This window comes from Novosphingobium sp. NBM11 (assembly GCF_015390225.1).
Classification (GTDB): Bacteria; Pseudomonadota; Alphaproteobacteria; order Sphingomonadales; family Sphingomonadaceae; genus Novosphingobium.
In genome coordinates, this window is sequence record NZ_VUOG01000003.1 from 385,183 (window position 1) to 410,173 (window position 24,991).

Here is a 24,991-nt window from a genome sequence, read left to right on the forward strand (position 1 = left end):
ATTGCGGACATCCCAGTATACGACCTAGATAGACGGATGAGAGGGGTATTCCTTACCGCAGCCGGATGCCTTGTGTGGCTGGTTCCATTGTGGATGGCAGTTGCACGGCTCCGTGAGCATGGCGCTTACGCAGATGGCTCCGGTCTTGACGACGTTTGGGTTCTCTTGGGCGTGCCTTCAGCGCTGATCGCATGGACGGTATTGCTCGGAGCGTTAGCACGACGACGTAAGCTACCATGGCAGATGATTGTTTCCGCATCGCTGATCGCTATCGCTGGTGCCACTTGGTGGTTGGCGGTTTGGGGTCAATCGGTTTGATGCCGTGTCCGCTCCCCCCACCATTCCCGACGAACGCGCAGTCCGGACAGACGCGATTGCGGACGTTGCAAACGCGTCACCCTGAACGTGTTTCAGGGTCCATTTTTCCTTGCTCACAGCCGTGCCCGGAGGCGCGATGGATGCTGAAACAAGTTCAGCATGACGAGCAAGGGGAGCGATCACTCCCCCCCCTCCTTGCCGTTAGGCCCCCGGGTGGGCGGCGCCCATCGCGCTCATCCCTCCAAAGCGGAATGTGTCCACGCGCCCCAGGCGATCGTCACTCGCCCACCACGTCGAGTTCGAAGCCCGGCACCGGTAGCCCGCGCGCGTCGAACAGGTTGACGACCGGGCTGTCGGCCCAGCCATAGCGGACCTTCGCAATCGGCCCGCCGTTCCCGTCGATCACCACCGCATCGCCATCGACCCGCGCCGGCGCGAAACGGCAGGCTCCGCCCGCGTCGCACAGTTCGAAGCCGATCGCCTGCGCCGAACTCAGCGCATGGAGCCCGCCTTCGATGCCGCCGAACGTCACCCGCACGGCATTGCCTTCGCGCCGCGCCGCCAGCGGCATCGGCACGGGCTTGCCCAGCACGCCCACCGCCAGCCGCTGGCCCACCAGCAGCTTGTTGGCCGGATGGATGTCTGTCGGCTCGCCAATGTCGATCGCGCTGGCGAGCACGGCGTTGCCATCCTCCGCCACGATGCGCCGCTGCACATCGCGCGTCCGCGCCCAGTCGGATGATACCGGCTTGTCCGCCGCCGGGCCGTAATTCGCCAGTTGCACGATGCCGACCTTGAGCGCCGGCCCGAAGCGCGCGCGCCAGCCCGCGATCAGCGCCTTCATCCGCCGCGCATAGTCGGGCGTGTCGACATCGCTTTCGCCCTGATACCAGGCCGCGCCGTCCATCGCAAAATGGCCGAGCGGGGCGATCATGCGGTTGTGCATCAGCCCGATGCCCGCGTTCGCATCCCATGGCGGGCGCGGCGGATAGCTGCGCACGGGCGCGATCGCGTAGCGCCAGCCGGTTGCCAGCGGCAGGCGCTGACCGTTGCCCGTCACCAGCGCCAGCCGGTCCGCGGCACTCGCCATCCCGCCATCGGCATAGGAGTTGGTCACGGCGACCATGACCTCGTTCACCCCCGCGCGCAGGAACGCCGGCGGCAGCTTGTAGGCGCGTTCCTCGTCCCAGCCGAAGGTGTTGCCCACCGCGTGGCCGTTGACGAAGGTCATGTCCATGTCATCGAGCACGCCGAGCATGAGTGTCGCCCCGGCGCGGGCATGCTCCGCCGTCAGCGTGACCTGCCGCCGCAGCCAGACCGTGCCGGTCGCCTTGGCGGCCAGTGGCGTACCGGTCCACGCCAGCCAGCCGCTGATCGCCGGCACGGGCTGCCATGGCAGATCGTCGGGCCGGGTCCACGGCGCGCTGCCGCCGGCCTCGCCCGCATACCACGCCTGCCAGCGCGGCGCGAACTGCGCCACGGCGGCCAGCCGGTCTTTCGCGAACAGGCCCAGCAGTGCCATGTCGCTGGCCCCGCCGATCGCGGCGCCGGCCTGCGGATCCAGCCACGGCGTCACTTTCGATCCGCCCCAGCTGGCGTGAATCGCGCCGATCGGCACGCCACGCGCCCGGCGCAATTCGCGCGCCATGAAATAGCACACCGCCGAGAAGTCCGCGGTCGAGTCCGGACCGGCTACGGCCCAGCGCGTCGGCTTCCCGAACGCGCGCTCGGGCAGATACGCCATCGCTTTGGGCACCTGCAACAGACGCAGGCCGGGGTCCCCCGACCGTGCCACTTCCATGCCGCCGTTCAGCGCGTGCGCCAGCGGGAATTCCATGTTCGACTGGCCGGAGCAGAGCCAGACATCGCCCACCGCCAGATCGGAGACGCGCAGGCTCTGCCCGCCCGACGTCACCGCCAGGTCGACCGGATCGGCCGAGGCCGGCCGCGCGGCAAAGCGCAAGGTGAAATCGCCGGCGGCGTCCGCCTTGCCCTCGGCGCGTTCGGTGCCCAGCGTGGCGGACACCACAGCGTTCGGCGCGGCCCGCCCTTCCACCAGCACCGGCCGGTCCCGCTGTATCACGGCATGGTCGCTCCACACCGCGCCCAGATCGAGCGCGGGCGCCGCCAATGCGGGAGCAGCAAAGCCAAGCGCCAGCCCCGTGAACGCCAGCCGTATCACGCGGGGAAGTCCGCCAGCGCCGGCGCCACGCCCGGCACATCGACATCGAAGGCGAAAAGATCGCCCGCCAGCGGCTGTGCCGCTAGCGCCGCCGCGTCCAGCCCCTTGCGTGCGGTGGTGACGAAGGCACGCGTCATGTCCGGCCCGCCAAAGGCCAGCTTGGTCACGTTGGCGGCCGGCACCTCGACCTTTTCCAGCAGTTCGCCCTCTGGCGAATAGCGCGCGACGCCCCAGCCGTTCCACAGCCCGGTCCACACGCAGCCCTGCGCATCGCAAACCGGCCCGTCGGGATAAGCGTCCGGAAAATCGCGCGCCACGTCGGCAAAGGCGCGCGCCGGGCCAACGGCACCGTCGGCATCGACATCGGCAACCATGATCGCGCGGGCCAGCGTATCGGTGAAATAAAGCCGGGAATCATCCGGCGCGATCGCCGGGCCATTGGTGATGCACACCCGGTCGGGGCCTTGCGGCACGATCCGCCCGCCCTGCGCGCGATAGAAGCGCCCGCTGGAGGCGGTCTCGTCATCGTCCATCGAACCGAACCACACGCGCCCGCGGCTATCGGTGCAGGCATCGTTGAGCCGGTTGCCGGCAGGTTCGCCCGGCACGTGCGCCACGTGTCGGGAATGGCCGGTCGCGGGATCGAACAGATGCAGCCCGTCCTTCATCCCGGCGAGCAGTTCCCCGCCGCCGGCCGGCAGCACCCAGCCCACCTGCTCGTGCACCGGATAGCTCTGGTGTCGCCCGTCCACCGGATCGAAGCGGTGGATACGACGCTGCTTGATGTCGGTGAACCACAGGCATTGGCGTGCCGCGTCCCACACCGGGCCTTCGCCCAGCGTACAACCGAGCGCGAGCGCGTGCTCCACCCTTCGGGTCGCGTTCAACGCCATCCTCCATCGACCCAGTATTCGTGGCCCGTGCAGAAGCGCGCGTCATCCGAGGCGAGGAACAGCGCCATCGCGGCGATGTCCACCGGTTGCAGCCGGCCCTTGAGACATTGTGCCGCGACGATTTCCGCCTCCCCTTCGGGCGTATACCAGCGCATCTGGCGCTCGGTCTGCACATTGCCCGGAATGATCGTGTTGACGCGGATGTTATACGGCCCCAGCTCGCGCGCAAGGCTACGGGTCAGGCCTTCGACGCCGGCCTTGGCGATCTGGTAGAGCGCCAGTTCGTCGAGCCCCAGATGCCACGAAATCGAACCGAGGTTGAGGATCACGCCCCCGCCGCCGGCCTTCATTCCCGGCCATACGGCCTGCGAGGCGAAGAACTTGTGCTTCAGGTTCACCGCCAGCCGCTCGTCCCAGTAGGCCGGCGTCACGTCATCCAGCATGTGGCGGTCATCGCTGGCGGCATTGTTGATCAGCACGTCGCAGCCGCCCAGCACGCCGGCCAGTGCGGTCATCGCGCCGGCCAGCCCGTCGCTGTCCGATACGTCCTGTGCGCGGAACACCGGCACATGCTCGGCGTGGCCAAGCCGCTGCACAAGGCGCTCCCCTGCCTCGGGCAGGATGTCGACGAAACCGACCTGCGCACCCTGCAGCACGAAAGCCTCGACAATGCCCTCGCCTATCCCGCTCGCGCCACCGGTCACGATCACCCGCTTGTCGCGGATGCTGGGGTACTGTGCCGTCAACGCGCGGCTCTCTGTCTGTGCAAGCACCTGCTTTCCCTTGATTTGCGGAGCAGCCCCGGATGCGGTCGACGACACCGCGTTCACGCCCGGTCCACCAGGCCACGCGCGGCCAGATTGCGCATGAAGGCGCCGATGCCCATCGCCCACTTGGGCGCATCGCGCGATGTGGTGACGGTGTTGGTCAGCGTGCCCAGCCGTTCGGAACGGATCGTCACGCGATCGCCCACCTTGTGGGTGAACCCCCCGCCGGGTTCGTCGCGGTCCTGCGTCGGGGCGAACAGGGTGCCGCAGAACAGCACGAACCCATCGGGATAGCTGTGTTCGCTGAGCGTCTGACGGACCAGCTCGAGCGGATCGCGGCTGATCTCGGTCATGCGGTTGGTGCCTTCCATGCGGAAGTTGTCCTGCCCTTCCACCACCAGTTCCACATCGGCGCGGCGCACGTCGTCGATGCCGAAGCCCGCGTCGAACAGGCGGATGAACGGGCCGATGGAGCAGGACGCGGTGTTGTCCTTCGCCTTCGACAGCAACAACGCCGAACGGCCTTCGAAATCGCGCAGGTTCACGTCGTTGCCCAGCGTGGCGCCAACAGTCTGGCCGGCCGGATCGACCACCAGCACGACCTCGGGCTCCGGGTTGTTCCAGCTCGAATCCGAACGCACCCCGATCGGCGCGCCATGGCCGACGGTCGAAAGCACGGGCGACTTGGAGAACACCTCCGCGTCCGGCCCGATCGCCACTTCGAGATACTGCGACCACATGCCTTGCGCGATCAGCGCCTGCTTCAGCGCCATGGCCTCATCGCTGCCGGGAACCACCGCGCGGATGCCCGCGCCGATCGTGGCCTCCAGGCCGATGCGGATTTCAGCCGCCGCGCCCGCGTCGCCCCGCGCGCGTTCTTCGATCACACGTTCGATAGCGCTAACGGCGAAGGTCACACCACAGGCCTTCACGCATTGGATGTCGATCGGCGAAAGCAGTTCCCAGCCTGCGGGCAAACCGTCCTCGATGGCGCCCAGGTCCTTGCCCCCATCGGGCACGCCCCGCGCCAGCGCACCGGAAACCGTGCTCGCAATCTCGGTGATGTCACGGATTCTGCCGCTTTCAAGGACGATCACATGCGGCCCATCGGGCGCTTGCGCACGACCGATGAAGGCCCCGTCCGTAAAGTCGTGCGGAAGGCAAGCCGTAAGGCTCATACCCATCAATGCATCCCTTGTTTCTCTAATTGATAGCGCTACCTTACGTGGCCGCACCGCCAATATCAAGTGCGGACGGACGCGCATTCGTTTTCAACGCATCCTCCGCATGGCTGTAACAGCTTCGGGCCGGGCAAGCGCAGCGGCATGCGGCTGGCCCCTTGCCCCGGCATGATGGTATCGCTACCACATAAGGCAACGGTGCGCCCGCCGATCCTCGAAAACAGGGTGCGCATCTTCAGGAGAGATGTCATGAAGCATGGATGCAAGGCCAAATCCCGCGCAACCCGGCACTTTCCGGCACGTCTTGCCGTCACGAGCCTCGCGGCGGCGCTGGCCATGGCGACACCGCTCCGGGCTCAGAACGACGCTATGACGCCGATCCCCACACCGGCCCAGCCTGGCGCGATCGAACTCGGCACCGGCCCCTTGCCCGGCGCACGCAACCCCGAGACGTGGCATGCGCAATACGGCAGCCGCTTTGCCCGCAACGTGACGATCGCGACGCTCACCCCGTACCTGCCCGATCCCGCCAAGGCCAGCGGGACGGCCGTGATCGTGGCGCCGGGCGGCGGCTTTCTCACGCTCTCCATGGAGAACGAAGGCTCCGACGTGGCAAAGGCGCTTGCCGCCAGGGGCATCGCCGCCTTCGTGCTGAAGTACCGGCTCAACCAGACCCCGGCGACGATGGCCGAGTTCGACAAGTCCATGCGCGCCATGTTCGCGGGTGTGGCCCGCGCTTCGCAGTCTCCGGCACAATCCCAGCCGACCCCGCAAGAACGGATGGCGGGGCTTGCTCCGCAAATTGCCGATTCGCGCGCCGCTTTCGCGCTGATCCGCCAGCGTGCCGGCGAATGGCATATCGATCCCAACCGTGTTGGCATGGTCGGCTTTTCCGCCGGCGCTATGCTGACGCTGGCTACCGAATTGTCCGGACAGGATGCCCGTCCCGCCTTCCTCGGCCTTGTCTATGGCCCGCTTGCCCCTGTTACCGTGCCGGCCGATGCGCCACCGATGTTCGTGGCCATTGCCGCAGACGACCCCTTCTTCGCCAACAATGGCTTTGGCCTCGTGGAAAGCTGGCGCGCCGCCCGGCGTCCGGTCGAATTCCACCTCTACGAACAGGGCGGGCACGGATTCGGCATGTACCCCAAGACAACGACCAGCACCGGCTGGTTCGATGCGTTCGTGCGCTGGATGGACATGCACGGCTGGGTCAAGGCCGCGCGCTGAACCGGCGGAACAGGGTGACAACAGCAGTCACACTTCGATGTCACCGATGAACCGCTCGATCATGGTGTTGTCCATCGCCGGAGCGACCAGATAGCCCTGGATGCTGTCGCAGTGCAGCCGTTGCAGGATGTCGGCTTGCGCCAGTGTTTCCACGCCTTCGGCAGTCACCTTCTTGCCCAGCCGATGGGCCAGTTCGATCACGCTGGTCACAATCGCACAGTCGGATGGCTTGGTTTCCACGGAATCGATGAAGCTCTTGTCGATCTTGACGGTGTCCACGGGAATATCGCGCAGATGCCGCAAGGATGCGAACCCGGTGCCGAAATCGTCGAAGGCCGTTCCCACGCCTGCGTCATGCAAGCGGCTGATTTGCAGGATCGCCTCGTTCTGCTGGCTTCCAAGGAGCGTATCCTCGTTGATTTCCACGCAGATGTCCCGTCGGTCGATCATGCCGCTTTCGACAGCTTCGATGATCAGGTCGACATAGTCGGATGATCTGAAATCCGCGATCGTTGCATTGATCGAAATGGAGCGAAACGGCACCGCCGCATCGCGCCATGCGCGGATCTGCCGGATCACCGTGCGCAGGACGAACATGTCGGCCCTGGCGGCGAGGCTCTCCTCGATCAAGGCGTCCGCGAAAGCCGCAGCCGAAATCAGGCCATCGCGCGGATGCTGCCAGCGCAGCAGGGCTTCCATCGCGATCGGCGAACGGCCTTCACTCTCGATGATCGGCTGATAGAACACGCGTAGCTGACCAGTGTGCAGCGCGGTCTCGAAATCGGCCCGTATGCGCGCGCGCTGCAGCACCGCCTGGCGCATCTCGCTGTCGAACAGGGCGCTACGCGCCCGTCCGTTCGATTTCACGGAATAGAGCGCGATATCCGCACATTTCAGCAATTCGTTTTGGTCCCAGCCATCACGGGGGAAAATGGCGATGCCGATACTGGCGCAGATTGTCCGATCGCTACCCTTCACATGGACCGGCGGAGTTATGGCTCGCAACAGGGTGTCGGCACGTTCCATGGCCATCTTCGGATCACCGCAGTCGTGCATGATGATCGCGAATTCGTCTCCGCCGATGCGGGCGATGCAATCGCCATTCCTGATCGCCGCGCGACAACGGTCGCCCACGGCGCGCAGCACGCTATCGCCGGCGGCGTGGCCCAGACTGTCGTTGATATCCTTGAAATTATCGAGATCGAGCATGGCGATCGCAAACGGAGCTATGCGTTCAAGGCCCTGGTGGATGCAGTCCTTGATTTCATTCATGAACCATAGCCGGTTGGGCAACCCCGTCAGCGGATCGAAGTTGGCAAGATGCCACAGTCGATCCTCGGCCATCTTCTGGCGGGTGATGTCGAAACGGATCGCGATGTACCGTTCGATTTCACCATCGGCGCCCCGATACGGCACGATCGTGGTATCAACCCAGTAAAGCCCGCCGTTCTTGGCCCGGTTGCAGATTTCGCCATGCCAGATGCCGCCCTGGCTGATCGTGTGGTACAACTGGTGGAAGAAGGCGCGATCATGGCGGCCGGATTTCAAGACGCGATGGTTCTGGCCGATCAGTTCCTCGCGCGAATAGCCGGACAGGTCACAGAACTTCCGGTTTACCGAAACGATCGTCCCCTTGCGGTCCGTCACCGCAACCACCGCCGCTTCGTCCAGCGCATGCTGGTAGAAGCGGCTGCGCATGCCGACTTGCGATGGCGTGTCGGGATCACGGAGGGGCGAGGCCGCGCCGTCGGAGACGTTTTTCGGCGCGGCCTCGCCGGGCAGTCCGTCACTGCCCGGGAAGTCGAAATGGCTGATGGAATATTCGCGCATGGCTAGGCGTCTTTCGGCTGTGGCGGTTCCGGCCAGCGAAACCGCGCAGTCCCGGGCAGATGCACGGCGTCATGGGCCGGCTGCCGCTTCAGAATTCCGACCAGTCCTCGGCCGTGGCCGTGGCCGCCATCCCCGCGGATTTCCGTCCCGCGGCGGGGGAAGGACGTGGAGCGGCCGCCGGTGTCTTGCGCCGGTCCTTGGCTTTGGCAATGGGCACGACCGCGGCGCCTGATACGTTGAAGCGCGAAACCAGCGTGGCCAGTTGTTCGGCTTCTCCGGCCAGACTGCGCGACGCGGCGTTCGATTGTTCCACCATTGCCGCGTTGTGCTGCGTCATCTGGTCCATTTCACGAACCGCATCGTTAACCTGCTGCAGGTTCAGCGCCTGGGCCTGCGCGAGATCGGCAATGCCCGTCGCCAGCGATTTGATCTCGCCAACGCGCGCCGCGATCGAACCGAACGCCTCGCCCGACTGCCCCACCAGCTTGACCCCGCGTTCGACCTGTTCGACGCTGCCGTTGATCAGGTGCTTGATATTGCTGGCGGCGTCGGCGGAGCGCTGGGCCAGCGCCCGCACTTCGTTGGCCACCACCGCAAACCCCTTGCCGGCATCGCCCGCCCGGGCCGCTTCGACGCCCGCGTTGAGCGCAAGCAGGTTGGTCTGGAAGGCGATTCCATCGATCACGTCGATGATCTTGCTGATCTCGGTGGCCGTGCGATGGATTCCGTCCATCGCGCCCACGGCCTCCTTGACCACGTTGCGTCCCTGCACGGCCTCGTGATCGGCTTCCGCCACAGAGCCGGTCATGTGAACGGCGCCATCGGCCGCTTCGCGCACGCCGGTGGTCAGCTCCTGCATCGCGGCGGCTGTTTCCTCAAGCGAGGCAGCCTGCCGTTCGGTGCGGTTGGCAAGGTCGTCCGAAGCCTGGCGGATTTCGGCAGCGCCGGTGTTGATCGTCGATGCCGCCTCGGCAACCGACGCCAGCGCGCCACCGATTTCGAGACGCATCGTTTCGAAATCGGCTTCAATCTGGCGATAGTTTTCGGGCAGTCCTTCGAGCTTGGTGGAAAAACGCCCGTTGGCGACTTCCGCCAGCGCGTGTCCCAGCTGTTCGATCACGGCAAGGCGGGATTTCTCCTCGGCCTTGAAATAGGCGGACAGCGCGATTTCCATGTCGAGCAAAGCCAGCTTGACCAGCGTGGCTACCTGCCGGCCGGCGGCCTTGTTGCCGAACAGGCCCGAGCCCTTGTCGCAGATGGTGGTGATGATGGCCGAAACGACGCGGGCATAGCCGCCGATGTACCAGGTCGGCTCCAGCCCGATGCGGGCGTGGACCGTACCGATCTGTTCCGCCTTGGCGATGTAGCTGCCATCCACCCGGCCCGAGAACAACGCCGCCCAATGCGCGATCTGCTTGCCCTTGGCGTGGTCCATCGCCTGCCGCGACGAAAAGAAGGCCGCCGTCTTGGGAGTCGCTCCGACCTTGTCGTAGAAGCGATCGAGCGCGGCGGGGGCATGACAGGCCAGCGCTTCGGCAATCTTGGCGAAATTGCCATAATCGGCATCGTCGATACCGAAGAAATCGACGCGCTCGTTCACGAATTCGTTTACGTTGATATTGCTCATGAGTGGTCCTTCGCGATCGGTTGAGACGTTTGCAGGTCTATTTTTCTGTGCAGGCCTTGATGGCTTCGGCGCCTATCTGGTCGGCTGGCAGTTCGTGCATGGCCGCGTTCAGGTTGATCGCCGCGGTGGGGGCCTCGGGCACGATGGCGTTGCCTCGTTCCTGCGCGAACGTTTCGGCGCCCGCGTTGCGCATCAGCAAAAGGCCCTTGGCCCCGTCCTGCCCCAGGCCGGACAGCATGATGCCGATGGCCGGCACGCCGGCGCGGGCGATCGTTCCGAACAGAAGGTCGGCCGACGGGCGAACCCCGTTGGCCGGCTCTCTCGCCAGAAGGCGCAACTGCGCCGGTTCGCCCGCTTCCAGCACGACGTGGAAATCCGGATCGGAAGCGATGTAGATGCCGCCCTGGAGCAGCGACGTACCGTCTTTTGCGGGCGTTACGGTGCAGGCCAGTTCGGTGTTCAGCCGCTGGATGAACGCATTGGCCACTTCGGGTTCCGCTTGCAAAACCACCACCGTCGGCGGGCAATTGGGCGGATAGGCGGCAAACAGATCTGTCAGGGCCTCGAACCCGCCCATCGATGCGTTGATGGCGATCAGCGTGCCGTTCCAGTGGAACTGCTCCTTGTGCCAGCGATTCACGTGGTGGGGCCGTTTTTGGCGCACGTTGCTGTTGGCGGCCGCCAGCACGATCTTGCCAAGCTTGCTGACGTTCTTGGCGAACTGTTCAGGGCTGACTTTCAAAGGCTTCGGAAAGCATTCCACCGCGCCCAGCTCATAGGCCCGCAGCGTCGTCACGGCGCCGCTTTGCGTCAGGCTGGAAAGCATGACGACCGGCATGGGATTGCTGTCCATGATCTCTTCGAGAAACTCGATCCCGCTCATGCCCGGCATTTCCACGTCGAGCGTCAGGACGTTGGGACGCAGCAGCTCGATCTGTTCGCGCGCTTCGTTGACGTTAGCGGCGGTTCCCACGACCCGGACGTTGCGGGACTGTTCCAGCAGATCGGAAAAGAGGGCGCGCATCGCTGCGGAGTCGTCGACCACGAGAACCCTTGCGTCATGCATGGCATAAGTCTTTCATTTCAACGTATTGGTGGATTCGTCAGCCGCTAGGGCACGGGTCCCTTCTAACCATAAAAAGCAAGCAAACCGCTGCCGCCTGATCGTAGATTTACGATCCCCGAACAGGGCCTTGCGTTCATTACGTAGGGATAAACCCTGCACCACACCGCAAGTCCCGCGCGGCCAGATGGCGCTGTCGGGATGGGGCTGGTGCAGGAGGTCCGATGTTAGACTGGTTTGTCAAAGACGCGCCGATCCGCACGAAATTCGCCGTTCTGATCTCTATTCAGGCGGTGCTATCCGGCGCTGGCGTGATTCTGGTGCTCGCCGCCGGCGGCAGCGCCCCGGTGATGGCGGCCGCGCTGGCCCTTGCGGTGACAGCGGTGGCGATCCTGGCATACGCGCGCGGCGCGATCTGCACGCCCTATGTCCAGACCGTGCAACGCATGGAGGCGTTGGCTGCGGGCGATGTCGATGCGCCGGTCCGCTTCACCGAATACCGCGATTGCGTTGGCCGGATGACCAAGGCGATGGCGATCTTTCGCAACAATGCACTGGAACTGCGCAAAGGCCGCGCCGCCGAGGAGCGCGAAATCATCAACAGCCTCAGCGACGGCTTGGGGCACCTTGCGGCCAACAATCTGGAATTCCGTCTCGAGAAGCCCTTCCCCGGCGCGTACGATGCCGTCCGGCGGGATTTCAACGCGGCGGCCGAAGCCCTTGCCACCGCGCTCCAGTCGGTGCGGGCCGCAGCCTCCGGGGTGCTGGTCGGAGCATCGGAAATCCGGGCCGCGTCGGACGATCTTGCCCAGCGCAACGAACGCCAGGCGGCCAGCCTCGAAGAAACGGCGGTGGCCATGAACCAGATCACCGGCAAGATGGTGTCGACGGCGGAACGCGCCGGCGAAGTGCAGCAGACCATCGGGGCCGCGCATCGCGAAGCCAGCGAAGGCGGCGAGGTGGTGACGCGGGCGACCGAGGCGATGTCCGCGATCGAGTCGTCCGCGCGCGAAATCAGCCAGATCATCAACGTGATCGACGGCATCGCTTTCCAGACCAACCTGCTCGCGCTGAACGCAGGGGTTGAAGCGGCGCGCGCAGGCGATGCCGGAAAGGGCTTCGCCGTGGTGGCGAACGAAGTGCGGGCGCTGGCCCAGCGCTCCGCCAACGCCGCGCGAGACATCAAGGAACTGATCACCCTGAGTTCGCGGCAGGTTGCCGACGGCGTGATGCTGGTGGGTGAAGCCGGCGGCCTGCTTGAAAGGATCGTCGGGGGTGTCGGTGAGATCTCGGCGCTGGTTACGGAGATTGCCGATACCGCGCACGAGCAGGCGCAGAATCTGCGCCACGTCAACACATCGGTGGGCGAGATGGATCGCATGACGCAGCAGAACGCGGCGATGGTCGAACAGGCCACGGCCGCGGCGCGCAGTCTCGCCAGCGAAGCGCATGAACTGACCGCGCTGGTGGACCGGTTCCGCATGGGCGAAAGCGAAGACCGTCCCGCCTATCGCCCGGCGGCGCGATCCAAGCCTTCAATCCCGTCGATACCCAGGGTGCAAGGCAACCTTGCTCTCGCTCCCGAACCGGCGGCCGCTGTCGCCGACCAGGCAGACGACTGGTCCGAATTCTGAGCCGAGCCAGCCCGCAAAGGACGCCGTTTCATCATGCAGACATTTCCGCTTCCCCCCCGCTGCGATCGCGCGACTGTAGAGGCTTTGCTGCCCGATCTTGTCGCGGCGGTTGGCACAGGTCCGCTGACGATCGACGCCGCGCAGGTGACGCACGTCAGCCAGGCCCTGCTGCAGCTTGTCATCAGCGCGCGCAAGACCAGCGACACCGTTCGCATCGTGCCGTCGCAAGCCCTGTCCGAAATCGCGCGCATGGCGGGACTCGCCGCTATCCTGAACGAAAGTGAACCGGCATGACGAACGAGGAACTTCAGCAGATATTCTTCGTCGAATGCGAAGAATCGCTGGCGGCCGCCGAAGCCGGGCTTGCCGCGTGCCAGGCGGGGACGCACGACGCCGAGACCGTCAACGCGATCTTTCGCGCGGTGCATTCGATCAAGGGCGGCGCCGGCGCTTTCGGGTTTGCCGCGCTGCAGGCCTATACGCACACGTTCGAAACGCTGCTTTCGGATGTGCGCGAAGGGATGGTCGACCTGACGCCGGGTCTGGTTGATCTGCTCCTTCGCGTGTTGATTTCTGCTGAGAGTTGACCCGGGATTTTCATCGAGAAGTGGCTCTGACTCACTTTTGCTGCTGGTATGATAGGCTTTGGCTGTTCCATTGAGAGGATCTGCCATGCCCGGTCGATTTCAGCGCGCGAACTTGGTCCCCGAAGGTTTCGTGGTCGTTTCGGTTGATAGCGTCGGTGAGAATTTCCATATTCTGTTACGGTCGCGTTGCTCTGTAGGGACATGTCCCGACTGTGGCCGACGAAGTCGGCGCGTACAAAGTCGATATGTGCGCAGACCATCGGACCTTCCGCTTAGCGGTCGGCGGGTTATTCTCTTGATCGAGGCACGTCGTTTCTGGTGTGACGTGGTAGTTTGTGGCCGACGCATCTTTTGCGAGCAATTCAATAAAAGCGTTCTTACCCGGTACGCTCGGCGAACTCAGCGGCTCGAAACGATCGTTCATCAGCTTGGACTGGCGCTTGGTGGCAGGCCTGGAGCAGCTTTTGCCCAACGGCTGATGATGCCTGTGAGCAAAGACACTCTGTTGCGGGTCGTACGGCGACGTGTCGGTGCACGGTGCGATGAGCTCAATGTCATTGGCATTGACGACTTCGCCTTTCGGCGTGGTCAAACTTACGGCACGATTGTTTGCGATTTGGAACGGCGCAAACCTGTTACCTTGCTGCCAGATCGCGCCTTGGAAACGTCCCGCGCCTGGCTTGCAAGGCATCCCTCGATATCGGTTGTCGCCCGTGATCGCGGTGGCGGCTACGGTGAAGCCATCGCCAAAGGTCTGTCCGTCGTCAGAACATTTGGCACAGATCGCGGCGTAAATTAGCGGAGAGCGGGCCTCGTCTGGGGTTTGATGTTAGGCGGCGAGCTTGCGGTGCTGCAAGCGGCGATATTCGATTGTTTGTTGCTTGATCCTTTCGCGCAGTTTGATGATGGCCGGTGCTCTGCCGAAGTAGGCGTCGGCGGGCGTCACGTTGGCCAGGCTTTCGTGGTATCGCTGGTGGTTGTAGTGCTCGACGAAGGCCTTGATCTGGGCTTCGAGATCGCCGGGCAGGAAGTAGTTTTCCAGCAGGATGCGGTTCTTCAGGGTCTGGTGCCAGCGCTCGATCTTGCCCTGGGTCTGGGGATGACACGGGGCGCCGCGGACATGGCTCATCTTCCGGGCCTCGATATATTCCGCCAGTTCGCCCGCGATGTAGCTGGGGCCATTGTCGGATAGCAGCCTGGGCTTGTGCAGCACCGTGGCGCTGTCGCAGCCGGAAGCAGCCAGGGCGAGGTCCAGCGTGTCGGTGACGTCCTCGGCGCGCATGTTGGTGCACAGCTTCCAGGCGATGATGTAGCGCGAGAAGTCGTCGAGCACGGTCGACAGATACATCCAGCCCCAGCCGATGATCTTGAAGTAGGTGAAGTCGGTCTGCCACATCTCGTTGGGCCGGGTGGTCTGGGTATGGAACTGATCGGCCGCCTTGATCACCACATAGGCCGGGCTGGTAATCAGGTCGTGGGCCTTCAACAGGCGGTAAACCGTGGCTTCCGAGACGAAGTAGTGCCTCTCGTCGGTGAAGCGCAACGCCAGCTCGCGCGGTGACAGCTCGCTGTGCTCCAGTGCCATCTCGATGATCTGGTCCTGCACCTCGACCGCGATACGGTTCCACACCCGGCTCGGTGCCGATGGCCGGTCTTCCAGCGCCTCCGGGCCGCCTTCGAGGTAACGGTCGTACCAGCGGTAGAAGGTCCGCCGAGCGACGCCGAGCTGATCCAGCGTGCGCTTGGCGGGCAGGTGCGACTGCTCGACGATCCTGATGATCTCGAGCTTTTCGGATGCGGGATACCTCATTCGCCGTCTTCCCCATCCGCGATCATGCTTTTTTTCAGCAGACGGTTTTCCAGCGTCAGGTCGGCCACGCATTCCTTGAGCGCCCGGGCCTCTCGGCGCAGGTCCTGCACCTCGCCGGTGGTCGCGGCACGGGCGGTGTCGCCGGCCAGGCGGCGCTTGCCCGCTTCCATGAACTCCTTCGACCAAGTGTAGTACAGGCTCTGGGCGATGCCCTCCTTGCGGCACAGCTCGGCAATGCTGTCATCGCCACGCAGGCCTTCGAGCACGATGCGGATCTTGTCCTCGGCTGAGAAGTGGCGCCGGGTCTGGCGCCGGATATCCTTCACCACCTGCTCTGCAGGGGCCTTCGCCGCCGATCTTGCATTGGAGGTTCTGGGCTTCATCTTCGTTCCTTCGTCACTACGACGAAGCCCAGAACCTCCTTAAATCACAACCTCAAATCTGTGCCATTGGCGCTGACGGGGGACAGCCAAAGGTCTACCTGATGCTGAACAGGTCGCGGACAGATGGCATCTTATGGAGAACTCGAGCCGGGCATTCCTTGATGCCGTGAACAAATCCATGCGTCAGATTAGGCATGCGGTCGGCAACAATGTCGTGGATCCCAAGCTTCTCACCTGTGCCGAGAAGCTGCAGTATGAAGGCTACCTGCGCCGGCAGGAGACGAATGAAGCAATCCAACAACTCTCACAGAATGGGACCTCCATCCGGCAAATCGTTCGACAAACGGGGTACAGCCGCAAGCTCGTACGCGACGTGCTGCGCGGTCAGCGTCTGGATGTATTCCGCACTCGGCCTAGCTCCCTTGATGCCTGGCTGCCATGGATGAATGATAGGTGGGAGGCTGGTGCTCGCAATGCCTCGGCGCTCTGGCGTGAAATGCGCAACGAAGGCTTTGTCGGGCAACGTGGTATCGTATCGCAATGGGCGCAACGTCGGCGCCTTGCCGAGAAGGCCAATCAAAGCGGCCTCGCTCGCACACCATCGGCACGGGTGCTTGCGCGGCTGATGACATCTGCGCGCGACGGACTTGCCAGATCCGAAGCGATCCTTGTGGCCGTGATCGAAGATCATGTCCCTGATCTGGTCGCAGCGCGTCAAGCGATCAGCGAGTTCCAATCGATGATCCGTTCAAAATCAGCGGCTAAGCTCAGTGACTGGCTCGACAGCGCAAGAGGCGGCCTCGTGAGCTCTTTTGTCAACGGCGTTGAACGAGACTTGGCAGCGGTCCGAAATGCAATGGTATCACAATGGTCGAACGGACAGACAGAAGGGCAGATTACCCGCCTAAAGCTGATCAAACGTCAAATGTATGGCCGCGCAAAGCTCGATCTGCTTGAAGCTCGCCTCGTCGGCGCAAACTGAGCACCTCCAGCAGCAAAAGTGAGTCAGAGCCACTTCTCAGTGGAAATTTACGCCCCTCCCGGGTCAACTCTCAGCAGAAATCAACAGCATGACGGCAACAACGTGCCGCGCATCGCGCCCTACCGGATCGGCGGCGGGGTCGACTGGACCAGTCCCCGGTTCGACGCGGGGATGCTGCTGATCCACTATGGTCGCCAGAACGATTACGGCGCGTTCGACACCCCGACCGATGGCTACAACGCCCTCAGCGCGCATCTCACCGCGCGGCCGTTCAAGGCGCATCCCGGCGTCGAGTTCTCGATCGTCGGCCAGAACCTGACCAACGATGTGCAGCGCTACGCCACCGCCTTCAACAAGGACCTGGTGGTCATGCCCGGCCGGTCCGTCCGCTTGGTCGCCCGGATCGCCACGTTCTGACGCGGAGCGCGGGTTGGTCCAACGGAGGGTCGACCCGCGCCCTGCCCCCGTCCAAGGCCTGCTTGCGGCCGCGTTAAACGGGTCGCACGCGGCGACTGTGCATATCCGCGCGGCCTTGATGAATCCTGCCATGGCTGGCGCCCGGAAATCGCCACGGACAGACCGTTGAGGTTCGCCCGAGGGGCATGAGCGCGTTTGGCGCACATGGCTGCCCTCCCCCTTCCCTCTTGGCATTCGTGCACGAGATGATACGATCTCATATTATGAGAACTGGTACGCCGCACATCAGTTCGCTCAAGCGGACATTGGCAACGCTCGACGCCGTGCTGATAGACGGTGTGGGCCGGCCAATTGCGGATATCGCGCGCGATCTCGCCATTCCGCCGGCAACCGCGCACCGGCAGGTCGTAACTCTGGTGGCGGAAGGCTATCTCGCGCGGGGCGCGGGCGGAGGTTATGTCGCCGGCCCGCGTCTGCTGCGGTTGCTGCGCCACCTGGACGAAAGGCAGACAGCCGGCGCATCCCCTCCCCTCCCCTGACGATCGTCGTTATGGTGGCGCTTGCCGGACAAGCATTCTCCGGGATCTATTTCAGTATGAAATTTCCGACGGCGTTAGATAGGGTTAAACGCCTTTAGAAGAGTTAAAGCGCGGAGCGGCGTTCCGACTCGTTGGTTCCGCGCGAGTCGCGTGATGCGCGCGTTCCCGATGTGCCGCTAATCCGTTCCCGAAGGAACGACATTATGTTCTCGAAGGATCGTGCTTGCGTTCCCGATGGATCGAAGGCTGCCGAACTCCCGTTCCTGATAGATCGAAGATCACGTACCGATCAATCCCTGCCGCGCAGGTTTGAATCAATTCCGGCGAACGAGTCCGAATCAAGGTTCAAAACCGCGAGGTCGACATGCGGATGGATGGGGGAATGCGATGCCTGCCTCGGCCCGCCCGACACTTCGGGAACGGGCATTAGCAAGAGCAATGCCGCGTTGGTCTGCGTTGGAAGCAGGGAGCTTGCGCCGAATCGGCGTCGTGGCGCGCTGGATCTGGTGGCGGCTCTTTCGCGGCAGGGTCGCGAATGGCGGAAGAACTGTCGGCCCGCTGAAGAAACCGAACAGGCCCCCTCCCCTCCCCCCCTTATCGCGCCATCGTGGAGGTGGGGCTGGAGGAGAAGCCGGGCGGGTGTTGCGCCCGGCTCGAAACTCAGCGCAGGCTGTTCCGGTTCTTGGCGTGATGACGTTTGACCCAGCCGATGAAGGCGCGCTGCCAGTTGGCGGGGGTACGTTCCGGGGCCGCATCGACCCAGCGTTCAAACTCCGCATGCAGGGCGTAGAGGTCCCAGCCGGGGCAAGTTTCGCGCAGATACTCCGCGGTTTCGCCGGTAACGAAGCCCCGGGTCGAGGCGCTGGTCAGACCGGCAAGGGCAGTCCGGACGAGCGCGCCGGCATCGATCACCATGTCGTCGTTTTCGGTCGGAGCGAGGCGATCTGGCGCTGACGGTGCGGGAGCCGTTGCCACTTTGGGGAGGGGGGAGGGCGCATGCGGAGCAGGGGAGGGATGTTTCCCCGGGGAAACCATCGCGGCTGCCGGATGGGATGCCGCGCGGCTGCCTCCATCCTTGCCATCGGTACGCGTGGCACGCAGCAGCGGCTCGCCATTTTTGCCGGGCTCGATGGTCAGCGTGTAGCCGGGCAGGGCGTTCTTTTCCGCCAGCTTGACGATCTCGAACTTGAAGCGGCGGTATTCGCCTTCGGCACCGCTTTTCTCGAACAGCACCGGCATCGAAATGGCAAACCCGTCATCGCCGGCGCCGCCTGCATGCTTGCGCGCGACCTTGTAGAGCCACCGTTCGCGGCCCCCGGTAAGCTTGAAGTAGGCGCGGTCTATCGACAGGACGCCGCCCTTCATCATCACGCCCTCCCAGAACCAGTTGGATAGCTCCAGGGTCATGCCGCGCGACCGCTCGGTCTTCTCGTCGACCAACTGGGTCCAGCCATCCAGCCACGAGAACGTGGCTTCACGCCGGTTTTCGGCGCGGATGTTGGTCTTGATCGTTGTGGCGACAAGCCGGTCGAGCGCCTGGCCCAGCAGCTCGTAGGCGCGTCCCGTGGTGGGCCGGTCGATCGCGCGCAGCAAGTCGTAGGGCATGATGTGCAGCTTGCGCGGCACGTCGTTCACGCCACGCCTAGCCATGTCGGCAAGCACGCTGGCGCAATAAATCAGGATGTCCGCATCCCAGATCGTCGCCATGCCGTAGTCCGGGTTGGCCGAAACATGCACCCACAGCTTCCCGTCGGGGGAGGTGTAGTCGATCGGCTTGAGGCGCTTCGACTTGGCAAGACTGAAGAAGGGCCGCTCCATCATCTCGCGCTGATCGCGCAAGGGGAGGTCGGCGATGTAGGGAAGAAAAAGGTCGAACTGGTCTGACTCGCCAGACTTGCGCACCCGGCTCACGGGGAAAGTTTCCCCGGGGAAACCGGAGCGACAATGCGGCGCGCGTTCCTGCTATCAGGACGGGGCAGGGGCCATCCGCGGGCCGACAGAAAGCGGTCGCACGGCCTCAAGCCTGTACGCCCTTGCCGTCCGCAGCCAGTCTTTCCAGCACATCGCGGATGCCCTTCAGCAGGTCTTCTATGTTGGATCCCGAACCCGCGTGCAGGCGCACTGTCGCGCCTTGCCGGTTGGACGACAGGACCGAAACCGCCGCGCGCTGCGTGCGGGGGTTGACCCATTCGGCAAGCGGTCCGGCAGGGCGTTTGTCGCCGACCGGAGCCGTTAGCAGCCGCTGAAGCACTTCCGCGGCAGGAAGCGTGGCATCGCCCGCCTTGCGCCGGGCGTCCTGAAGCCGGGCGAGCGCCTTGGCTTCGCGGTGAATGGCTTGCGCGGCTCCGCGATCGTCCAGCGCCTGCGCCAGCGGGTACGCCGGTTTCAACTGCACGTCGGCCGGGGAGGCGAACGCGGCGACCACGTCGTCGGGCAGGGCGGCGACTTTGAGCATCTTGGAAAGCCAGCCCTTGGACAGCTTGAGGCGCTCTGCCATGCGGGACTGGTGGTTGCCGTAATGATCCTTGAGCGCCTGGGCGTAGTTGCGCGCGCGCTCGAGGTCCGAGACGTCTTTGCGCGCCCGGTTTTCCAGGTCGGCAAGGCGAAAGGCTGCCTCGTCGTCAAGCTGGGCGACCTGCGCGACGAACATCATGTCCGGATAGGAATGACGACGCAGCCAGGCGATCGACCAATGCCGCCGCGTGCCGGCGATCACTTCGTAATCGTGCTCCGGGTCACCTTCGACGCGCCTGACCACGGCGGGCACTTTCTGCCCTCCTTCCGCCACGATCGAATCGATCAGTTCGCGGCAGGATTCCTCGGTCAGATGACCATAGGAACGGGCGTTCCCGGGCCAGATCCGCACTCGTTCGGGATTGAGCAACAGTTGCGTTACCTGCCGGACCTCGCCGCTGGCGACGCGGGCAAGAGCGCTTTCGCGCCCCAGCAGCGTGGTTCCGCGCAGCCGTTCGGCGCGTGGGGTCTCGATTGGGGCAGGCGGGGCGGCCGGCGTCCGCGATTCCGCTTGGATCAGGTCATTTTCCGATGATTTTTCAATCGGTTCATCGTCCGCGAGCAACGCGGCGAGATAGTCGCTTTGCTTACGCGCCATGGATTTTCTCGCTGGATGGCGTCAGGCCATGGGGGGAAGGGGGATCATGCGGCATTGAGGACATCCTCCTCGCGCGCCGGGGCCACGCGGCCCCAGCCTTGCCGGACCAGTTGCTCGATCTGGCCCAGCGCTTCGTCGAGATTGGCCTTGCTGCGCTTGTGCGTCTTTGGCGTGCCGATCGGCTTTTCGAGTTCGTACACCGTCATCATCCGCATCGCGGCATGGCTGATCTCGGCGGATTCGAGGATCGGAACGGGGAGGAGGGCCGGCCCGAATGTCTGTTCCATGACCGTGCGGATCATCGCATGGCTGGGATCGTTGCTGTCGAACTTGGAGCAGATCAGGCGGACGAAATTGTAATCGACGGTGATGCCTGCGGACACGAGTTGCGCGATCACCTGGTCCATCATCGACAGGAACTGGACCGTCGAGCAGAAGTCCGGCGTCGTCGCCGCCAGCGGCACGAGCAGCGCGTTGGCCGCCTGCATCACCGCAAGGCTGATGGTGCCCAGCGCCGGCGGCGGATCGAGGATCACCACGTCGTAATCGCGCGCGAGGTCCATCAGGCCCGCCTTGAGCTTGCGAAAGCGCGCGGCGAGGACGGACTGTCCATCGGCGCCGCCTGCGGCCAGTTCGTACTCGACATCGAACAGTTCGAGGTTCGACGGGATCAGGTCCACGTTGGGCCAGGGCGTGCGCTTCACGGCATAGAGCAGGTCGGCCTGGGTCGGATCGATCGAGAGGTACGGGTAGAGCGTTTCCTCGCGCGTGATGTTGAAGTGCGGGTTGAAGCCGAACAGCGTGGTGGTGGTTGCCTGGCTGTCGCAGTCCACCACCAGTACGCGGTAACCCTGGACGGCGAAGTAGTGCGCGAGGTGAGTGGTGACCGTGGACTTCCCCACGCCGCCCTTGAAGTTCTGCACCGCGATCACGGCGGGAACGTCGAGCGGGGCGCGATGCGGCGCAGCACCCAGCACTTCGCGCATGTTGAGCAGCTCTTCGATGGTGTAGCCCACGCGCCGGCCGTTCTCTCCCGCCGGGGGAGGGGGCAGGCGTCCGTCGTCCTCCGCCATCCGGATGCGGTTGGTGGAGCAGCCCAGCAGTTGCGCTGCCTCGGCAATGCCGAAGCGCAAGTTGAGCCCCTTGCGGCTTTCGGGCAGAAAGGCCTTGCGCCGCAGCCGCTCGATCATCTTTTCGCCGGCATCGGCAAGATCGCCGATCTGGGCTACGATTTCATTCATGGACTGCCCCGCGCGCGGATATGAAGCTTTGTTCAGAATACATGCATGAAAGTGCTTCAACAAGCAACGGATGATGCATTACGGGTTCAGGAAAGCGCGTTCTGGCCCGATACGCCCCCCGTTCGCGCATCTTTCGGGCGAACATTGGCCCTTCCTGGCCGGATTTTGCCCTCAGAGCCCCGTAGAGCGCAAAAAGGCGTGCACCCTACACACGACTACCGGAGGGCGGATTTTTCGTCTCTACGGGCCGTTTCCGGGAGAGTTTGTTAACCACTTGTAAACAAATACTTTTATTGGGATTGCCCGTCATCGGGCCATCGGCGCGTTCCGATCGAGCCGCCGGGACAAATGAGAATCGATTCGGGCGCCGTGCGTCGCCGCGCCGATTCGGATTCCGGACGATGGATCAGGCCACTGGCGCGGCACCCGCCTGGTTGCGCATGTGCCAACCCAGGGCGTCGATCTTGGTGAGGATGGCATCTGCCACCGGAGAGGGTTCCGCCAGTTCGTTCCATGCGCGATGGAAACACAGCAGCCAGCCCTCGATCTCGTCCGGTCCGATGGCCGCGACGAAGTGGCGCTGGCGTAAGCGGGGGTGGCCGTACTTGTCCGTATAGAGCGGCGGGCCGCCCAGCCAGCCCGTAAGATACTCGAACAGTTTTTCTTCCGCCCGGGCCAGCGACGGCGGATGCACGTTCCGGCAGGCGGCGGCTTCGGGCAGGGTATCCATCAGCGAATAGAAACGGGCGCAAAGCGCGCGCACGAACGGTTCGCCGCCCAGCGTCTCGTAGGGTGTGGCGCTTGCGGGCGCGGGGATGTCCGTCATGCCGTGTCCTGTCCGTGTGCGACCGCGCATTCACGCGATGCCGCGCAGGAAATCAAGCGGCATCGTGGCGGCCTGGCTCCGCGCGCCGTGCGCGGAATGCGGCAAACCACGTGACGCAGATGTAACGTGCGCCGCACCGGCCCTGTTCGCTATGAGGTGCGGGCTTTCAGGGCAGCGGCCCGATCGACGGTGCACATGGCTTCCATTCTCGTCATTGAAGATGATGCCGAAACGGCGCGCGAGATTGCGGACGAATTGCGCGTGCACGGTCACACCGTCCACGCCGAGGCGGATGGGCAGAACGGCCTGGAGCGCGCCCTGCGCGAACCGTTCGATGCGATCACGCTGGACCGGATGCTGCCCGGCCTCGATGGCCTAGCCGTCGTGGCGCGGCTGCGCGCCGCCGGCATCGTCACGCCGGTGCTGATGATCAGCGCGCTGGGTGACGTCGATGCGCGGATCGACGGGCTGCGCGCCGGGGGCGACGACTATCTGATCAAGCCCTTCGCGCCGGACGAGATGGCGATGCGGGTGGAAGTTCTGCTGCGTCGGCGCCGGCAACTGGAAACGGCTGCCGCCATGCTGCGGGGCGGACCGGTCGAGATGGACCTGATCCGGCGCGAGGTGCGCGTCGATGGTGATCCGGTGCGGTTGCTGCACATGGAGTTCCGCCTGCTGGAATTCCTGATGCGCAATGCGGGCGAGATCGTCACGCGGCAGATCATCTTCGAACGCGTGTGGGGGTATTATTTCGATCCGGGCGCCAACCTCATCAACGTGCACATCGCGCGGTTGCGCAAGAAGATCGATCGACCAGGGCACGCGTCGCTGATCGCGACGGTGAAGGGGGAGGGATACCGCTTCGATGCCGGGTGACTGGCCGCATCTGCGCGACATTCGCAAGACCAGCACCTTCCGGCTGACGCTGGCACTGGGCGGGGCCGCGACCGTCGGCGTGCTTCTGCTTCTGCTGATCATCTACAGCCTGACCGAGCGCGAACTGAACGACCGTAGCGATCGCATCCTCCGCACGGAAATCGCGCGGCTGGCGGCCTTGCCGGAGGCGGACCTGCCGGGGGAAATCGATAAATCATCGGCGACAAGTGTCAGCGGTCTCAACCACTTCGGCCTGCTCTCTCCGGGCGGACGCTGGCTGGCGGGAGACATGGGAGCGAGCCCGCCCTTGGTCATCGGGCATCCCTATGAGCGCGATGACGGGCCGGACGTGCGCGGGCCGTTGCGCATCCTTGCCGCGCGAACCTCGGGCGGAGCGCTGCTCATGGTCGGCCGCGATGTGCGGCCCATCGTCGATCTGCGCGGGCGGATGGTGGAAATTCTCGTCCTCAGCGGCCTGTTCGTGGCGCCCTTGCTGCTGGCGGCGGGGTTCGCTGTCAGCCTTGGGCCGCTCCGACGCGTGGACCGTCTGCAGCGCGTGGCGCTGGAGATCGGTTCGGGCCGGCTGGCAGCACGGATGCCGATCGAGGGGCGCGGCGATGAACTGGACCTGTTTGCCGGAACCGTGAACCGCATGATCGGGGAGGTGGAGCGCACCGTCGACCAGGTGAAATCCGTCACCGACGCGATCGCGCACGATCTGCGCACGCCGCTGACCCGGGTGCGCAACCAGCTCTATCGCGCCAGCCGCGATCCGGACATGGCACCGGCGGATGTCGTGCGGATCGAGGCGGCCATGGCCGATCTCGATCTCGTTCTGGCGCGGTTCGCGGCGTTGCTGCGCATTTCCGAGCTGGAGGCGTCCGGCCGCCGCCAGGGTTTCGCGACGAGCCGCATCGATCGGCTGCTGGACGCGGTGGTCGAACTGTACGGCCCGCTCGCCGAGGAGCGCGATGTCGCGTTGCGATGGGACGGTGCGGAGCCGGTGCGCTTGTACTGCGACGAGAAGCTGATCTTCGAGGCCTTCAGCAACCTTGTCGACAATGCGATCAAGTTCGCGCCGGAGGGTGGGTGCGTGTCCATCCGGCTGGCGAAGGACGATGGATTCGTGGCGATCGAGGTGTGCGATAACGGTCCGGGTATTCCGATGGACCAGTTGCAGGCCGTGCTGCGGCGCTATGATCGGGGCGTGGCGTCCGCGGCTGTTCCCGGATCGGGGCTGGGCCTCAGCGTGGTGGCCGCGATCGTGCATCTGCACCACTTCGCGCTGGAGCTTCTGCCGGCGGAACCGGGCCTGCGCGCGCGCATCGTCGCGCCTGTGGAAGCGCAACAGGCAAGGTGAAATTCATTTCACTGGCGCTCGGGCCGCGCCGGCGCGATTGAAGCGCCGGCCGGCGGCGCACGCAACGGGCGACCACGGCAAACTTTGGCGCTCGCGCAACCAGCCTCCCCCCTTCCGGCCCTGGTTGCGCGAG

Annotated in this window: 21 protein-coding genes and 1 pseudogene; 10 read left to right on the forward strand and 12 right to left on the reverse strand. The window is 64.5% G+C overall.

Annotated elements, in window-relative coordinates; translation table 11 throughout:
• Nucleotides 1–595: 595 nt before the first annotated feature.
• From F1640_RS22085 to F1640_RS22100, 4 genes are read right to left on the reverse strand one after another with little or no spacing between them, the layout of a single operon-like run.
• Nucleotides 596–2,500, reverse strand: a complete 1,905-nt coding sequence (locus F1640_RS22085; RefSeq protein WP_309229349.1) for a sialate O-acetylesterase — start codon at nt 2,498–2,500, stop codon at nt 596–598.
• The gene (locus F1640_RS22090) at nt 2,497–3,393 is read right to left on the reverse strand and encodes an SMP-30/gluconolactonase/LRE family protein (RefSeq protein ID WP_124811359.1); all 897 of its coding nucleotides are present in this window, start codon (nt 3,391–3,393) and stop codon (nt 2,497–2,499) included. Before F1640_RS22090 ends, F1640_RS22085 begins: the two co-directional genes overlap by 4 nt.
• Nucleotides 3,384–4,166: an SDR family NAD(P)-dependent oxidoreductase gene (locus F1640_RS22095; protein WP_124811358.1), complete on the reverse strand. Its 783-nt coding sequence runs from the start codon at nt 4,164–4,166 to the stop codon at nt 3,384–3,386. The genes F1640_RS22090 and F1640_RS22095 overlap by 10 nt, the downstream gene beginning before the upstream one ends.
• A 53-nt stretch (nt 4,167–4,219) precedes the next feature.
• The gene (locus F1640_RS22100) at nt 4,220–5,344 is read right to left on the reverse strand and encodes a fumarylacetoacetate hydrolase family protein (RefSeq protein WP_124811357.1); all 1,125 of its coding nucleotides are present in this window, start codon (nt 5,342–5,344) and stop codon (nt 4,220–4,222) included.
• A 246-nt stretch (nt 5,345–5,590) separates the two neighbouring features.
• Between F1640_RS22100 and F1640_RS22105 the strand changes: the two genes are divergently transcribed.
• Nucleotides 5,591–6,571 carry an alpha/beta hydrolase gene (locus tag F1640_RS22105; RefSeq protein WP_124811356.1) on the forward strand — a complete coding sequence of 327 codons (981 nt, stop codon included), beginning with the start codon at nt 5,591–5,593 and terminating at the stop codon, nt 6,569–6,571.
• Nucleotides 6,572–6,598: 27 nt separating this feature from the next.
• Here the strand turns inward: F1640_RS22105 and F1640_RS22110 are convergent, their stop codons facing one another.
• The 3 genes from F1640_RS22110 to F1640_RS22120 form a co-directional block, all read right to left on the reverse strand.
• Nucleotides 6,599–8,401, reverse strand: coding sequence for a bifunctional diguanylate cyclase/phosphodiesterase (locus tag F1640_RS22110; RefSeq protein ID WP_124811355.1), 1,803 nt, complete (start codon nt 8,399–8,401; stop codon nt 6,599–6,601).
• Nucleotides 8,402–8,489: 88 nt separating this feature from the next.
• Nucleotides 8,490–10,028, reverse strand: a complete 1,539-nt coding sequence (locus F1640_RS22115) for a globin-coupled sensor protein (RefSeq protein ID WP_194921888.1) — start codon at nt 10,026–10,028, stop codon at nt 8,490–8,492.
• A gap of 37 nt (nt 10,029–10,065) precedes the next feature.
• A complete protein-coding gene (locus F1640_RS22120) occupies nt 10,066–11,094 on the reverse strand; it encodes a chemotaxis protein CheB (protein WP_124811353.1) in 1,029 nt (342 codons plus the stop codon).
• A gap of 221 nt (nt 11,095–11,315) precedes the next feature.
• Between F1640_RS22120 and F1640_RS22125 the strand changes: the two genes are divergently transcribed.
• The 4 genes and pseudogenes from F1640_RS22125 to F1640_RS22140 form a co-directional block, all read left to right on the forward strand.
• Entirely contained in the window at nt 11,316–12,725 is a 1,410-nt protein-coding gene (locus tag F1640_RS22125) for a methyl-accepting chemotaxis protein (protein WP_194921890.1), read from the forward strand.
• Between the two features lie 33 nt (nt 12,726–12,758).
• On the forward strand, nt 12,759–13,019 hold the full coding sequence (locus F1640_RS22130) for a lipid asymmetry maintenance protein MlaB (protein ID WP_124811351.1): 261 nt from the start codon (nt 12,759–12,761) through the stop codon (nt 13,017–13,019).
• Entirely contained in the window at nt 13,016–13,312 is a 297-nt protein-coding gene (locus F1640_RS22135; protein ID WP_223806874.1) for an Hpt domain-containing protein, read from the forward strand. The genes F1640_RS22130 and F1640_RS22135 overlap by 4 nt, the downstream gene beginning before the upstream one ends.
• Before the next feature lie 85 nt (nt 13,313–13,397).
• A pseudogene (locus tag F1640_RS22140) lies at nt 13,398–14,069 on the forward strand (ISL3 family transposase); the annotation flags it as partial.
• Between the two features lie 72 nt (nt 14,070–14,141).
• Here the strand turns inward: F1640_RS22140 and F1640_RS22145 are convergent.
• Nucleotides 14,142–15,505, reverse strand: a protein-coding gene (locus F1640_RS22145) for an IS3 family transposase (protein WP_194919694.1) whose coding sequence is annotated in 2 segments (ribosomal slippage) — nt 14,142–15,155 and nt 15,158–15,505 — 1,362 coding nt in all. Because the reading frame shifts where the segments join, the coding sequence is not laid out codon by codon here.
• A 133-nt stretch (nt 15,506–15,638) separates the two neighbouring features.
• Between F1640_RS22145 and F1640_RS22150 the strand changes: the two genes are divergently transcribed.
• The 3 genes from F1640_RS22150 (at nt 15,639) to F1640_RS22160 (ending at nt 17,443) form a co-directional block, all read left to right on the forward strand.
• A complete protein-coding gene (locus F1640_RS22150) occupies nt 15,639–16,487 on the forward strand; it encodes a transposase (protein ID WP_206694927.1) in 849 nt (282 codons plus the stop codon).
• Nucleotides 16,488–16,589: 102 nt separating this feature from the next.
• Nucleotides 16,590–16,904, forward strand: a complete 315-nt coding sequence (locus F1640_RS22155; RefSeq protein ID WP_194921892.1) for a hypothetical protein — start codon at nt 16,590–16,592, stop codon at nt 16,902–16,904.
• 263 nt (nt 16,905–17,167) lie between these two features.
• Nucleotides 17,168–17,443 (forward strand): helix-turn-helix domain-containing protein, encoded by a 276-nt coding sequence (locus F1640_RS22160; RefSeq protein WP_190287375.1) that lies wholly within the window; start codon nt 17,168–17,170, stop codon nt 17,441–17,443.
• 660 nt (nt 17,444–18,103) lie between these two features.
• On the opposite strand, the gene F1640_RS22165 is transcribed toward F1640_RS22160, so the two are convergent.
• The 4 genes from F1640_RS22165 to F1640_RS22180 form a co-directional block, all read right to left on the reverse strand.
• Nucleotides 18,104–19,354 (reverse strand): replication initiator protein A, encoded by a 1,251-nt coding sequence (locus F1640_RS22165; RefSeq protein ID WP_124811002.1) that lies wholly within the window; start codon nt 19,352–19,354, stop codon nt 18,104–18,106.
• A 106-nt stretch (nt 19,355–19,460) separates the two neighbouring features.
• A complete protein-coding gene (locus F1640_RS22170) occupies nt 19,461–20,555 on the reverse strand; it encodes a ParB/RepB/Spo0J family partition protein (RefSeq protein ID WP_124811001.1) in 1,095 nt (364 codons plus the stop codon).
• A 44-nt stretch (nt 20,556–20,599) separates the two neighbouring features.
• A complete protein-coding gene (locus tag F1640_RS22175; protein WP_124811000.1) occupies nt 20,600–21,796 on the reverse strand; it encodes an AAA family ATPase in 1,197 nt (398 codons plus the stop codon).
• Nucleotides 21,797–22,202: 406 nt separating this feature from the next.
• Nucleotides 22,203–22,622 (reverse strand): group II truncated hemoglobin, encoded by a 420-nt coding sequence (locus F1640_RS22180; protein ID WP_124810999.1) that lies wholly within the window; start codon nt 22,620–22,622, stop codon nt 22,203–22,205.
• 195 nt (nt 22,623–22,817) lie between these two features.
• Here F1640_RS22180 and F1640_RS22185 point away from each other — a divergent pair, with 195 nt between their 5' ends.
• On the forward strand, nt 22,818–23,498 hold the full coding sequence (locus F1640_RS22185) for a response regulator transcription factor (protein WP_124810998.1): 681 nt from the start codon (nt 22,818–22,820) through the stop codon (nt 23,496–23,498).
• On the forward strand, nt 23,488–24,858 hold the full coding sequence (locus F1640_RS22190) for a HAMP domain-containing sensor histidine kinase (protein ID WP_124810997.1): 1,371 nt from the start codon (nt 23,488–23,490) through the stop codon (nt 24,856–24,858). The genes F1640_RS22185 and F1640_RS22190 overlap by 11 nt, the downstream gene beginning before the upstream one ends.
• Nucleotides 24,859–24,991 lie beyond the last annotated feature (133 nt).